The following is a 13,745-nucleotide window of genomic DNA, read 5'->3' as shown; positions in this document are numbered from 1 at the left end:
AGATGAGCCTGCTTGAGGATATGCATCTTTTCGTGGAAGTCGCAAATGCACGTAGCTTCACGCGCGCAGCCTCCGTGCTCGATATGCCCGTATCCACGCTGTCGAGACGCATTGGCCGGCTTGAGGATACTATCGGCGTTAGGTTGTTGAATCGTAGTACACGTACCGTCGAACTCACTGAACTAGGTACGACCTACTACGAAACATGCCGCGAACTGGTCGCGCAAGCACAGTCTGCGCACGAGTCACTCGGAGCAGCTGCGGCAACACCATCGGGCGTGCTCCGCGTGGCGCTTCCTGTCGACTTTTCTACTACCTTTCTTGACCTGCCGATTGCGCGCTTCCTGGCGAGATATCCCCGCGTGCGCCTGCATCTCCACCTGACCTCCGAACCGGTCGATATGGTCGCTGGCTCTTTTGATGTCTCGATTAGAATCGGAAACCCTCCCGACAGCCGCCTGATTGGACGCAAATTGGCCACTCTCTCGCGCTACTTCTATGCGAGTCCCGAAATAGCAGCGAAACTCTCCGGCATCACAGGACCGGCGGACCTTGACCCTTCTTTCTGCATAGGGCTTGTTGATGCCGCTGTAGAACACTGGGAAGCACATAAAGTCGACGATCGCTTCACACTGAAACCTACCGGACGGGTGGTTGCGAACAACGTTGGGCTTCTGCGTCGGCTTGTCCAGCGAGGCGTAGGAATTTCCGTGTTTGCAGAAGCCATGGTTAGCCCGGAAGTCGATTCTGGATCACTAGTGCGTATCTTGCCTGGCTGGCAACTAGGCCCCACCCCCGTCTACGCATTTACTGCGAGCCGACAGGAGCCGGCGAAAGTATGTCTCTTTGTCGCCACCATCAGCGACGCCCTGCGCACCCCATCTGACGGCCGCGACTAACTTCGCAGAACGATCTACCGTGGAACGAATGCGCAACCGTCGTAAGTCGCAGCCTGTTCGCTTGATGCCCAGGCACAACCGTATTCCGAATCCACGGAGTGCGAATGGCTCGAACGGCCCGACTGAGTCGATGCGGACGACACTCCGCCAGCGTCTGTCGCCGCAGAAACCCGCGAGCTCGTCGCAGAACACGCCGTTAGCGCAGCCGTGATCGAGGTCGCGAGAATAATATGTTTAAAGATTTGGAACCGCATGGAGTTTCTCCGTTGTCGTCGCTCCTTGTTTCGCGACATGAGAAAATTCTAGCGGTAACTTCGGGCTAGATTGTTGCGCGACAGCAAACCCGCTTTGCAGCCCACTCCGACGCCACGGTTCACCCGGAGGTCGAGTCTGGCTCACTAGTGCGTATCTTGCCCGCCTGGCAACCAGGCCCCACCCCCGTCTACGCATTTACTGCGAGCCGACAGGAACCAGCGAAAGTACGTTTCTTTGTAACCACCAACAGCGACGCCCTGCGTGACCCATCTGACGGCCGCGACTAACTTCGCGAACGACCTACCGTGGAATCCATGCGCAACCGTAGTAAGTCGAAGCCTGTTCCCTTGGGACCCAGGCACAACCGTATTCAGAATCCACGGGACGCGAACGACCTGACTGAGTCGATGCCGACGGCACTCCGCCAGCGTCTGTCAACGCAGAAACCGGGGAACCCGTAGCAGAACACGCCGTGAGCGCAGCCGCGATCGATGTCGCGAGAATGATTTGTTTGATGATTTGGCATCGCATGGAATTTTCTCCGTTGTCGTCGCGCGTTGTTCCGCGACATGAAAGAATTCTAGCGACAACTTCGGGCGAGATTGTTGCGTGACAGCAAAACCGCTTTTCGGACCACTGTGGCGTGCGCTTCTCATGAATGGCCGGGAGAGTTTACTGCCATCAGGACGACGATAATCTATTGAGGCACGGATCCGCCAGGCCAACCGTGCCCCTCGTCGGCCCTGTTACTGCCCCTCCGAACGCCCGTGATTGAAGCGCGGCATCAAGCCACGAAGCACCCACACGCCGATCAGTGCCACAACCGCGTCGACAAGAGGCCATGTGTATGTGCGGAGGTAATCAAAGCCAAGTGCGAACACAACATTTCCACACACTGCAGCACCCACAGTTGCAAGCAGAAGAAGCCACTATCCTCGGGATAGCTCCACGTGGGCACGCTTCCGTCCTATAGTCACCAGATCAATTGTTCCGTCCATCGCGCGTACCTATTCCAAAGAAAACCAGATAGAAAATGGTAAGGTCGCCGGCGATGCGATACCAGCGCACGCGCACTCACCCGCTTGCGGGATTATTCCGCTCGCCCGCTCATGCACCCAAGCTCTGAGCCCGAAATCCGACAAACCTAAGACGTGGAAAGACCGCCGACAACCGATTTCTTCGGGTGTCACACATGAGTTTCATTCACACGATCGGCGTCGGTGTATTGACACTACGTGTGAACCCCCACCAGATTCCCTTCGACGATTCCGAATCAGATCGACGTTGCGTTTCGCAACACCTCCCCAACTCCATGCATCAGTTTCACGAACGCAATGTGTGCAAATTTTTCGGTTGTGGCGAGAAAAATGCCGCCATACCTTCGCGATACCACAGCGCGAGCCACACCCAACGAGCATCTGATTAAAACGGGGAACGCCCGGCGGTCAGGGAATAGCGTACGGGCCCATCTGATTGGAATGCTGTACGCACCGTGAACGTTTCGACGGCACGGTGCCTCCGCGTCACCAAAGGCGGCAGCGCGATGCGGAAACTTTTAAAACCGATATAGTCTGGAGATGAAAAGAATGAAGTGCAAACTGCTATCGCTTCTCGTGATGTCCACCTACTGCGTCGGCGCTGCCGCGCAGTCCAGCGTAACACTCTATGGAGTGGTCGACGAAGCCGTTGCATACGCGAACAATGCGGGTGGAGCTCACGTTGTACAGATGATTGACAGTTTTCACTGGAACACGGCCTTCGGTATCAAAGGCACGGAGGATCTGGGAGGAGGATTAAAAGCGCTTTTCGATCTCACCAGCTACTTCAACCTATCCAACGGAAAACAGTTCAGGAGTGACAGTTTCTTTAGCGGGGGTTCATGGGTGGGTCTTTCTCAAATCGATTACGGAACGGTAACAGTTGGCCGCCATTTCGACTATTCCGTTTATCTTCTTGGAAACACTCCCGCCTATAACGCTACATTCTTCTTTACCCCCGCGAATGCCGACCATATGGCCGGTGGCTATATCGACAACGCGATTACCTATCGATCCCCGACTTATCACGGTTTTACTTTCTCCGCCATGTATGCGCTCCCCGGTGGCTCGACTGACTTGTTCAATCGTGGGCGAGTCGTGAGCTTTTCAATCACCTATGCTGACGACCGACTCCGCGCCGCAACGGTGGCAACGAAAATCAATGGTACCAACTTCACGCCGACTCTTGCGGGTATGAAAAGTTTCCTTGGCCAGCAGGTGGCCCCTTTCCGATCGTATGCTGTGGACGCCCAAAATATCTATGGCGCGAGCACGTCGTATCGCGTAACAGATCGCCTGACTGGCCAACTCAGCTATACGTACGTCGCATTTGAAGGTTTCGGCCACTACGAATCAATTCGCGGGGCGACCGTTTCCGCCGTCTATGCGTTTCAGCCGGACCTGAAGCTCACGGCGGGGTATGGAAGATATGGAATCGGCTCGGGTGCCGAATCAAACTATAGCTTATTCCTCGATAAATTCTTGTCCAAACGAACAGATGCGTACGTTGCCGCCAGTCTGGCTTCCGCTTCTGGAGCAACTCAATCCGCAGCACTGTATCCGCTGACTCCGTCCTCAACCAGCCGTCAAGTAGCAATTGCGGTAGGGGTCCGACACTTCTTCTGAAATATTGATCCTACAACACATCAAATCACGCGTCTTCGATGTCTATAGCACATAGCATCCACATTTCATTCTCGCTCACGACGGTTGGTGCGTGAAGGCATCTAATCAACTCAATCTTTAAATGGGTTAAATCATGTCGCTAAATAAACTGAAAATTACGACGTGCGCCGCTTTGCTCAGCATTTTTCTGGCCGCGCCAGTAGAGCACGTGAATGCACAACAACAAAGTTCCGATGCGGCTGCGCAGTCGAAAAAGCAAGCACGCCTTGCTCGTAAGCAGCAAAGAGCTGCAGCAAAGGCTGCCAATCGCGCACAGCTGCGGCAACTCGATAAGGGCGCTTTCAAACGCGAGACAGACAGGACCGAATCTCCGTATGAAGGCACCAATCGCCCGCCACAGGGGGCCTCGGCTCCTTAAACTCCACATACACCAGTATCGAGACAGAGCGCCATCGCCGCAAAACCATTCGGTACATTCATCCGATGTCCATCATCACGGCTCTGTCTCGAGCAGCAACTTTCTTGTATGTAGGTTTTTTGCGAGACCGGTATCCATTCGCACCACTCACCGCGACGTCTCCAACAAGGCAAGCCTAGCCGTCGAGAGATCAAAACTTCGATACGCCCTCGAAAGGCACGGAGGATGAGGGGAACGATACATGGCAACGGCTCCTACACCGTGCCCAAACTACGATGCCGGTCACGCGCCTTACCGCGTGCGAAGCCGAATAGCGATTCGTATCGCTCGACACTGAAGCTCGACAACGAACACGAAGGAATCAACAAGCACTGAGCGGAAATCCTCTATGCATGAGTATTCGTCCTTCGTCCACACAGGAAATATCGCTTGTAGGGCACGCCCCCCTTGGTTACCGTGTCTGAATTCTGGATAGCGACAAATATATCTCGCGTCGGATCCGGCATCGTTTTGTGCGCGATAGAACTCAACACTCGTCGCCTACGGCCCTGACCCTTCGGAGCAAGCATGCATACCGCCACATATTTAAGCAGTGAGATGTTCGAGATTCAGGATGGCGGAGACAAAGTATCACCGTCGGAGCTACTGGATTGGGGGCCCTTCGACAGGCTTGGTGTGATCGTCAATGCGCCTTTTGGCGGATTGGGAGCGTCCTTGCTAATCCAGGTTGCCACGACAGCGTTCTACGACTCGCCGGGTCGTGATCGCCGTAGGCGCCCCGTTTACCCAGAGATTTACCTGTTTCACGTCGGTGCGAAGCACGGCAACCACTCGGCGTTCGACTTCTGGCCACCACGCAAGGAAATTTTTGTCGAGAACGATCACGTCGACGTCTTGGGATCCGTAAACAGCCATGGCATTACTCACCTTGTTGTGCCCGAGGGTCCGGCGCAAAATCTGAAACATCACTTCAAAGAACCCGACGCTGCCGCCGACAGAATCAAGCAGTGCTATGCCTACGGATATGATGGGATTGTCGAGGACTCGACGTTGCGGATCAATGCTTTCGGCGCCGCACCGATCGAGAACAGTGCGAAATCATTACGCCCGGGTCCGATGCTCGAATTTCTTGCCAGTCGCCGGCTTCCACCCTTGCAACGAGTGGACAACGAACGAGTAATCGAAAACTATCGAAGGCGCGCAGCCGAAGTTCCGAATGCTATCCACGAAGAACGATCAAAGCGTTTTGACGAATGCCTTCGGCAAGGACGAATCACGGAAACGTATCGTAGAATCGATCTGAAACACGCGCTAGACAGACTCTGCATGGATTTGTTGTCTTGATGATTAGCGCGCGGAGCACACCGCGTGCTCCGGCACGTCACGCTGCATCACGGTTGCCGCCCCATAGTCTGCGGCGGCACGACGGCAATCCGCGCTTTTGTTGTCCCGTACAGTTGCACTGGGAATTGCTGGACTGGCGCATCAGTCCCTCGGTCGGGGACACCTAGCCTTCGTTACGGCTGCGCCTGCTAGGGTGCTAAGGGCAAGGTCAGGCAGCTTGATCAATTACTTCCGCAGATCAAGGAGGAGCCCCCGTGACCGCGCATATCGGCACCATCGCCACGTCCTTCGAACAGCTCGACCTGGCGACCGTAATCCAGCTATCTCAAGCGGTATCAGGCGAGTTGGTCTTTGAAAAGCTGATCGACACGCTCATGCGGACGGCGCTGATGCAAGCTGGAGCCGGGCGAGCGCTGTTGATTCTTGCCCAAACTGCTGGAGAACGGATTGCTGCAGAAGCGATAGCCGACGGCGATACGGTAACGGTGCAATTGTGCAAACATGCCTTGGCCGCCACAGCGCTTCCGGAGTCTATCCTACGCCATGTCCTGAGTAGCCAGGCGTGCTTGCTCCTCGACGATGCATTGGCAGAAGGTACATTCGTCGAAGACCCGTACATCAGGCAACACCGCGCACGCTCGGTTCTCGGTCTGCCATTGCTGACCCAAGCCAAGCTCATCGGCGTTCTATATCTCGAAAACAACCTGGCCCCGCGCGTCTTCTCCCCCGCTCGCCTGGCGGTCCTGAAGCTGCTGACGTCTCAAGCTGCGATCGCCATGGAAAATATCCGGCTGTGTCAGCGACTCACCGAACGCGAGGCGAAGATCCGGCGGTTAGTCGACACCAACATTGTCGGTATTTTCATCTACGACCTCGACGGTTGCATTCATGTCGCCAACGACGCGTTTCTTCACATTGTTGGCTACGATCGCGAAGATCTTGCGTCGGGATGCATCAACTGGAAACATCTTACCCCGCAGGAATGGCTCGATCGTGATTTGCGAGAACTGATACCCGGTTTGAGGAAGACCGGCTTCTTGCCACCGTTCGAAAAGGAGTACATCAGGAAAGACGGCAGCCGCGTTCCAATTATGCTTACTACCGCCACCTTCGATGAAACCGAGAAAGAAGGTGTCGCCTTCGTGGTCGATCTGACTGGGCAGAGGAAGGCCGAGCACCGCCTGCGTGAATCCTATGAAATGCTGCGGGAACTTGCCTCGCGGCGCGAGACAGCCCGAGAAGAAGAACGCAAGCATATTGCACGCGAACTGCACGACGAACTCGGACAACATCTCACCGCGCTTCGCATGCGTGCGTCGACATTGCGTATGCAGCTTAAAAACGACCGTCCAGCGCTGGTCGACGAGACTGGGTCACTGATCGCCTTGGTTGATCAAACCATGCAGGTTGTCAGGAGCGTCATAACATCGCTACGCCCTCCGGTTCTGGATATGGGCATTGCAGCAGCTCTCGAGTGGCTCACCGCCGAATTCAACCGCAATGGCCGCACGATGTGCCACCTTCGCATGCGAGACGAGAATATGGCAATGAGCGAAGATCACGCTATCGTGCTATTCCGCGTCGTCCAGGAGGCGCTGACAAATGTCACGCGTCACGCTGATGCTACCGAGGTAATTATCACACTAGAACGAACAACGAATGCTTACTTGCTGGAAGTCCTTGACGACGGTCAGGGATTCGACGTCCAGGCGACCAGAAATAGATCTTTCGGCCTCGCCGGAATGGAGGAACGCGTTCTAATGCTCGGCGGCCAGATTGACGTCATGAGTTCGCCAGGAATCGGCACCTTGGTCAAGGTAGACCTTCCTGCTCACCGCTCCACCAGGATAGTCGTACCGAGACCATCGCTGACTGAAACGTCGGTGGCTTCGACAGGCTGACGATGAACGGTTGTGTTTCAGTACGCGTTTTGGGTCACTCACGGAAACCGCAACGGCTCTCCGGCAAGAAGACGAACCACGCGGTAGGCTCTCACGTCTCTCGTCACAAATGGGCTGGCGGTAGTCCGCAACATCCCGCAATGAAAAACGTCCCGTTCACCGCGCCTGGGTCTCAACATCGCGACTTGATCGACTCGATGTATTGACGGCCTTTTTCGTTATCGTACTGCCCCTCCGATTTCGCGATAGTCAACGGCGCCAAGGCATTGCCAACACGTTCAGGACCGTTCTTCCCATATCCATCAGACGATCCACGCCTGCGATGAAAGCAAGCCCTTCGAGGGGCAGACCGGCACTCGCCAGTGTCGCCAGCAGGATGACAAACATGAATCCCGGGACACCTGCAGCGCCCTTTGAAGTTACGACCATCGTGAGCGTGAGGACAATCTGCTCCTGAAGGCACAGGTGGATTCCATACGGGATCGTTATGTTCCCGGTGTCAAAACCAACACCGTGACAACGCCTCCCGAAGGGGACACTCGCCCGTTCCGTGGACAGGGACTGCGAGAGAGGTTACTCGCTGGGCCGAAGTACTTGCGGATTCGGACGGCAGCACCGCTTCCCACGCACACATGAGAGCGCAATACGCGCACGCCTTGGAACGTGACTACGCCCAACCATCACCAGCCCTCAAAGCGGACGGCGGTCCGGCATTTCGCCCCTCCAGACAGAACACGTACCGGCTGGACGCACGCCACAATGTGAAAGTGCAACGCACTAGCGTTCTGCAACGGGTGCCTTGACGGTTGCCACCAAACGCGCTTCAAATTTGCCCAAGTCACAGTGCGCGATGTTCAATCGAGATCCGTTTGTTAAAATTTATTAAGTAATGGGCGAATTCGGCCGTTATATCAGTGAGCTCAAGCCATTGACGAGCTTGGGTTAAGAATAAACCACTTGCCGGATCCGAATTCATGCAACCATATCGACCAGAAATACGCAAGCCGCTGGGAGAAGCCGATTTTGAGCAGCTTTGCGCCAATGTTTATGGGGCCGTCTTCAAGGACCCGTTGCCGTCCATCAACGGACGATCAGGGCAGTCGCAGCATGGCATCGACGTCTTGGTACGAACCAGGTCCGAGCGCGCAGTCGCCATTCAATGCAAGAGATACGACCTGAAAGCACTCACACCCGAAGTGCTGGAAGAGGACATCAGGAAGCTCGATGCCAGTACGTGGGACGTCGGCACACTGATATTCGCCACTACGGCCGAGCGTGATACGCACCTCCTTCAGTGGACGGAAGAACTGTCGAGCCAACGCATGGCCGAGAGCAAGTTTGCGGTTCAGGTCGAGTTTTGGGGCGACATTTGCAATCATATTTGCGCGCACGATTCTCTCCGACAGCAGTATGCTCCCACTCCTGATTCCATTACCCTAGCGGCATTCCGGGACGCCCAGCAACGGAGCGACAAGACCGCGAGCAGAATTACGTCATTGATTGAAACGCTAGTCGAAGCTCAGAACGGACGGCGAAAAAACGAAGAGATATATGACGAACATGGACGGATGTTTGTTAATGCAAAACGTTCGTACGTGCTGAATCGCCCCATAGTGAACTCCCAAAAGTTAGGACCCTACGCGATTCTCCTCTGCATCACCGGCATGGGAATCTGGTTCACATGCGGGACACCCTTCATTCTGCATCATCCCCCGTACTGGTTTGGCTTCCTCGGCGGCCTTTCGATGATGATGGCTGGGGTGATGCTCATAATTGTCTGCTATGCGCTTAGACAGCGAATGCCAACCTTGGCGTCTCCGTTCGACCGAGGATTGCTTTTTGAAGCAGATGCTCGAGGTGACGTGTACCTGACGCGAATTTTCGCGAGCTGCCCAAAATGCGGATCCAGCATGAGATACAAATTCGTCGGTCCGCTTAAAGGTCCGCTGGAGCCTCGACTCGTGTGCCCACGCTTCGATCGGGCTCACAGTTCGGTATTCGACTTCACGTCGATGCCAGACGCCGGCAGTGACCTACCTGGCCGATAGATGGTGTCGTCTTCCTGTTCGGAATCGAACTTTGCGTCTAGACCGCGTATCTGGATACCGCGAGACGCGACCGGCATACGCGATCAGAGTTCAAGCAGAACGATCAGTTGCCCCAGCCGTCGGGCCCCTTCCGGATGCGTTCCACGACCAACTCGGCGAAAACAAACGGTTCTCGATCCGTGCCGCCTTCGGCCCGTGCGACGACCTGATCGTCCCAATCTCCTGTCCAGAGTCCGATGATGTCCTGAACCAGCCAGGTGCTAATGCCCTTGCCCGGGCGCGACGCTTGCGAGCGAGCAATCTGCGCTGAAGATTCGCCTCGCTCGACATGATCGCGCATCAAGCGCGCGGGAATCACGGGAATCGCGATCCCTTCGCTTGCGGGCCCCAAAAGAAGTAGAAAGCTGGCCATTGCCTCCGCAGCCAGGTCTTCAGGCTAGGTAGCCTTGAACGGACAATAGTCGACCTCGAGGCTGCCTCCTCGCCGGTACCGAAAGTCGTAGTCCAGGAAATCAAAACGTTGCACCGGATACACGAGGGGTAATGTGGCGGCGTCCCCTACCGATGGGAAAGTGTGCGAGTACTGCCCCGCCGTAACGGGCAAAGGAGAATTCAAGATCCTCCATCGGGATGTCGAGGAAGGCGTGCTAGCCATAGAGAGATAGTCCCTAGGTACGTCAATTTCGATCACGTACCATTTCAACGCATTACTGAATCTCATGCATCCGACCAACGAAAATCGCTTGTACCCCAAGATTTCGGCGACCTACCTTAAAACGCGCAGGTAGAGTGGTGACTGAAGACTTCAATTCGCGCCGTGTAGTCAAAACCGTGCACTCTTTCGGAGTCAACGTGACACAAAATGATAGCGACGTCGTTTTTTCGTTTGAATCTGCTCTGGATCGAAAATCGATCGGGCGCTACCAGTTTTTTATATTTTTTCTTTGTTTTATCTGCCTCGTTTTTGACGGATACGATGCCTACGCAATGGCATATGTCGCGCCTTTGTTGCGCGTCGACCTAGCTCTTAACCACTCCTCGATAGGCCAGGCCTTCAGTGCATCATTAGTCGGGATGTTCGTCGGGGCAATTGTCCTTAGCCCCATCGCTGACATCTTAGGTCGACGCAAGGTGACTGTCGCGGCGCTGCTTGTTAGTGGGCTGAGCATGCTGGCGTCGGCGAAAGCACAGATCTTTGGAGAACTCTTCATTGCACGGGCACTGACGGGATTTGGGCTCGGCGTTATTTTGCCTAACGCACTGTCGATCTGCGCGGAATTCGCCCCGAGCAAACGTCGATTTCTCACTGTAATGCTGGTCAGTCTTGGTATGTCAGCAGGAGGAGCGATTGGCGGCCCAGTTGCGGCACTATTGATATCTAGCTCGGGTTGGCGAGGCGTGTTCGTAGCAGGTGGGCTCGCGTCCATAATGGTCGCGTTCTGTATGGCCTTCTGGATGCCGGAATCGTTGAACTTCCTGATCCGACGCGAAGGCAACCTGAGCACTTCAGCGCAGCGAATCGCGGTGAAAGTATTTGGCCCGGGCATAGCGGCAAGTTTGACGCCCTTCAGTGCTCCTGCTTCGACGAAGGGTGCACCGTTCCTCGAACTGTTCGCGCATCGAAGGACCTTGCAGACACTATGCATCTGGGCGATTGCCTTCTGTAATCTGCTGTGTCTCTACCTTCTTGCAAGTTGGCTGCCAATACTTTGCCAGGAGGCCGGTCTTGGATACCGTGATGCTGCTCTTGCGACCTCAGTGATGCAGATAGGCGGGCTTGCGGGAGTTCTTCTTCTTGGATCGCTGGCTCGTCGCACTAATCCAAAATTGGTTCTGCTTGTCGGATATGTGATCGGTGCAGCAGCGATTTACGCTGTGGTCCCCACATTGCATATGGGCATCGGACCATTGGCGGTGGCCACGTTCGTGGCGGGTACATCCATTATCGGTGGACAGGCAGGTATACAAGCCGTCGGCCTTGATCTTTATCCGCAAGCAGTGCATTCGACCGGCATGGGCTGGGCGTTGGGTGTCGGTCGCCTGGGATCTGTTTGCGGTCCGATCCTGGCTGGAGAGCTGATGATGCGTGGTCTTTCAACCCAGAGCGTCGTCAACCTCGGGGCTATCGCAGCTCTAATCGGGGGCATCTCGACGGGATTTCTGTTTTTGTTAGATATACGCCTGCGCCGGAATCAGCGGGTCACGACCGTGACGGAAAACAATCAGCGAGCAATGATTCGGACGCACACCTAGCCCCTAAAGATCAAGAAAAATATGCGATAATTTTACTTATTAGCATCGCATTCCTAATTATATATCCAATACTTAGGAGCATTGCGGTGACCGATGTTACGCTCTATGGCGTGATCGATACCAGCATTGAAATTACCAATGCTGGAAACGGGACTGCTGCGAGAATTGACTCTGGTGCTGCGACCGGATCTCGGTACGGTCTGAAAGGAACCGAACGACTTGGAGGTGGAAATATTTTTAACTTCCAACTCGAGAACTGGTTCTACAGCAATACAGGCGCGGCTTTTGACGTCACACGTGCGTGGAGTCGTCAGGCGTGGATCGGTTTTGCGAGTTCGACTTTCGGCGAGTGCGCGTTGGACGTCAACTCTCGCCTGTTTACATCCCTGTCGTGGGGAGATACGACGCATTTAACGATGCTACTCTCGCTTCGGCCCTGAACAACTTCCAAGTCATCGATGTCCGTAACGACAATGCAATCTCATATTAGAGTCCCAATTTAAGTGGTTTTTCGGTTCAGGTCATGATCCAAACCGTGTGGAAACGCCGTTTTCTCGGCGAAGCGCTCGATTGCAGATCAGGTCGATCAAATTCGATACGACGAGTTTGCACTATTCTGGCATCGCGAGCCCAACAAAGCCCCTCGGGGCTTAGCTTCTGATTCCTGTCATGGCCTTTAACGTCCCTGCGACGCCAAGTATTTTCATGACCCGCTTCAGGTTGTAGGCAAGCACGTTCAGGCTCATCTCGGTACTCACGCGTTTGAGCGTCCGGGTCAGGAAGTGGGCGGGCCCCATCCAGTGCTTTAGCGTCCCGAACACATGCTCGACTGTACTTCGGCGGATCGTCATTGCGTCGGGCCTCCGGTCAAGCCGGCGCTGCATGGCTTCCAGCGCGTTCTCGTGTTCCCATCGTCGAATACGACGATAGTCGCTTGTTGAACATTGTTCCTTCAGATGGCAACGCGGGCAGGCACTCGGCCAGTAGACCCGTAGATTCATGTCATGTTCGACGGTTGTAAATCGATGGATTGCCCGCTCGCCAGCAGGGCATCGATACACGTCACTTTTTGCCATGTAGACGAAGTCGGACTTCGTGAACAGACCCTTCTTCCGGGATGCTGACGTGAGCGGCTTGGGAACATACGCGCTGACGTCGTTCAGATCGCACGCCCTTATCTCCGGGCCGCTGAAGTAACCCCGGTCAGCTACAACCTTCAGCTTCGATCTGCCCATCGCGTGCTTCGCCGACAGCGCCATTTTGCTGAGTTGCCCATGATCGTTGCCGACGTTGGTTACTTCGTGTTCAACGATCAGATGATGTTTCGTGTCAACTGCTGTCTGGACGTTGTAGCCCACTATGCCGGAGCCTCTTCCACTTGTTGCCATCGACCGTGCGTCCGGATCCGTCATCGACAACTGCTTGTCCGGCTGCCTTTCTAGCTGCCTGCTGATCTGCTTAAGCTCACGCATCTGCTGGCGCAACACGGCGACCTTCTCGTAGAGCCGGACGGTTTTTACATCAAATCCCGTAGGACTAATGCGGTCGGCGGTTTCAATCAGGTCGAGATATCGCTGCACGCTTTCCTCGATCTGCTTCTGACGCTTGTCGATCTTGCTTGCCGTGTAGTTCCTGTCGCGGCTGGTTGATGCCTTGAACTTGCTACCGTCGATGACCACCATGTCACTGGATAGCAGCTTGAGCCCGCGACATAGTTCGACAAAACGCCGCCATACGTTGCGAATGGCTGCGCCGCTGTCACGGCGAAAGTCGGCAATTGTCTTGAAGTCCGGAGCCAGACGTCCCGTTAGCCACATCAGCGCGACTTTGACACTGATGTCAAACGCAATCTCAAGTTGATACAGCGTCGGACGCAAACGCAATTTAAATTTGATACACCTGCGCATACGGTTATTAGCTGAGTGCTGCCTCCTTCGAATTGCGTTTGCGTTTGACGTCGTCCG

The 13,745-nt window shown here is 55.0% G+C and carries 11 protein-coding genes; 8 read left to right on the top strand and 3 right to left on the bottom strand.

What is annotated here, in order from left to right:
- The first annotated feature begins 2 nt into the window (after nucleotides 1-2).
- The 5 genes from A6V37_RS36325 to A6V37_RS36310 all read left to right on the top strand — a co-directional run bounded on the left by A6V37_RS36325 (nucleotide 3) and on the right by A6V37_RS36310 (nucleotide 7,480).
- Entirely contained in the window at nucleotides 3-899 is an 897-nt protein-coding gene (locus tag A6V37_RS36325; protein ID WP_064265063.1) for a LysR family transcriptional regulator, read from the top strand.
- 1,841 nt (nucleotides 900-2,740) lie between these two features.
- Nucleotides 2,741-3,817 (top strand): porin, encoded by a 1,077-nt coding sequence (locus A6V37_RS36320; protein WP_064265062.1) that lies wholly within the window; start codon nucleotides 2,741-2,743, stop codon nucleotides 3,815-3,817.
- Nucleotides 3,818-3,950: 133 nt separating this feature from the next.
- On the top strand, nucleotides 3,951-4,235 hold the full coding sequence (locus A6V37_RS41115) for a hypothetical protein (RefSeq protein ID WP_131799779.1): 285 nt from the start codon (nucleotides 3,951-3,953) through the stop codon (nucleotides 4,233-4,235).
- Between the two features lie 567 nt (nucleotides 4,236-4,802).
- Entirely contained in the window at nucleotides 4,803-5,579 is a 777-nt protein-coding gene (locus A6V37_RS36315; protein ID WP_064265061.1) for a hypothetical protein, read from the top strand.
- 254 nt (nucleotides 5,580-5,833) lie between these two features.
- Nucleotides 5,834-7,480, top strand: a complete 1,647-nt coding sequence (locus tag A6V37_RS36310) for a sensor histidine kinase (RefSeq protein WP_064265060.1) — start codon at nucleotides 5,834-5,836, stop codon at nucleotides 7,478-7,480.
- Between the two features lie 249 nt (nucleotides 7,481-7,729).
- On the opposite strand, the gene A6V37_RS43360 is transcribed toward A6V37_RS36310, so the two are convergent.
- A complete protein-coding gene (locus A6V37_RS43360) occupies nucleotides 7,730-7,909 on the bottom strand; it encodes a cation:dicarboxylate symporter family transporter (RefSeq protein WP_064265059.1) in 180 nt (59 codons plus the stop codon).
- A 545-nt stretch (nucleotides 7,910-8,454) separates the two neighbouring features.
- Here A6V37_RS43360 and A6V37_RS36300 point away from each other — a divergent pair.
- Nucleotides 8,455-9,528, top strand: a complete 1,074-nt coding sequence (locus tag A6V37_RS36300) for a PDDEXK family nuclease (protein ID WP_064265058.1) — start codon at nucleotides 8,455-8,457, stop codon at nucleotides 9,526-9,528.
- Between the two features lie 103 nt (nucleotides 9,529-9,631).
- Here the strand turns inward: A6V37_RS36300 and A6V37_RS36295 are convergent, their stop codons facing one another.
- On the bottom strand, nucleotides 9,632-9,940 hold the full coding sequence (locus tag A6V37_RS36295) for a hypothetical protein (RefSeq protein WP_064265057.1): 309 nt from the start codon (nucleotides 9,938-9,940) through the stop codon (nucleotides 9,632-9,634).
- 380 nt (nucleotides 9,941-10,320) lie between these two features.
- On the opposite strand from A6V37_RS36295, the gene A6V37_RS36290 reads away from it, so the two are divergent.
- Together A6V37_RS36290 and A6V37_RS41625 are read left to right on the top strand one after the other, a co-directional pair.
- Nucleotides 10,321-11,781, top strand: coding sequence for an MFS transporter (locus A6V37_RS36290; protein WP_131799778.1), 1,461 nt, complete (start codon nucleotides 10,321-10,323; stop codon nucleotides 11,779-11,781).
- Nucleotides 11,782-11,867: 86 nt separating this feature from the next.
- Complete coding sequence (locus A6V37_RS41625; protein WP_075643620.1) at nucleotides 11,868-12,221, top strand: porin; 354 nt, start codon at nucleotides 11,868-11,870, stop codon at nucleotides 12,219-12,221.
- A gap of 210 nt (nucleotides 12,222-12,431) precedes the next feature.
- Here A6V37_RS41625 and A6V37_RS36285 read toward each other — a convergent pair.
- On the bottom strand, nucleotides 12,432-13,745 hold a 1,314-nt coding region (locus tag A6V37_RS36285), incomplete at its 5' end, for an IS1182 family transposase (protein ID WP_242665694.1).

The sequence above is a fragment of the Paraburkholderia ginsengiterrae genome, from assembly GCF_001645125.1.
GTDB classification, from domain to species: domain Bacteria; phylum Pseudomonadota; class Gammaproteobacteria; order Burkholderiales; family Burkholderiaceae; genus Paraburkholderia; species Paraburkholderia ginsengiterrae.
Note: the sequence above shows the minus strand (reverse complement) of the source record. Positions and strands in the feature narration are given on the sequence as shown.

Excerpts from the sequence above, each read along its gene's own strand:
- A6V37_RS36325 (WP_064265063.1), top strand. The coding sequence starts at position 3 with ATGAGCCTGCTTGAGGATATGCATCTTTTCGTGGAAGTCGCAAATGCA.
- A6V37_RS36320 (WP_064265062.1), top strand. The coding sequence starts at position 2,741 with ATGAAGTGCAAACTGCTATCGCTTCTCGTGATGTCCACCTACTGCGTC.
- A6V37_RS41115 (WP_131799779.1), top strand. The coding sequence starts at position 3,951 with ATGTCGCTAAATAAACTGAAAATTACGACGTGCGCCGCTTTGCTCAGC.
- A6V37_RS36315 (WP_064265061.1), top strand. The coding sequence starts at position 4,803 with ATGCATACCGCCACATATTTAAGCAGTGAGATGTTCGAGATTCAGGAT.
- A6V37_RS43360 (WP_064265059.1), bottom strand. The coding sequence starts at position 7,909 with ATGGTCGTAACTTCAAAGGGCGCTGCAGGTGTCCCGGGATTCATGTTT.
- A6V37_RS36300 (WP_064265058.1), top strand. The coding sequence starts at position 8,455 with ATGCAACCATATCGACCAGAAATACGCAAGCCGCTGGGAGAAGCCGAT.
- A6V37_RS36295 (WP_064265057.1), bottom strand. The coding sequence starts at position 9,940 with ATGGCCAGCTTTCTACTTCTTTTGGGGCCCGCAAGCGAAGGGATCGCG.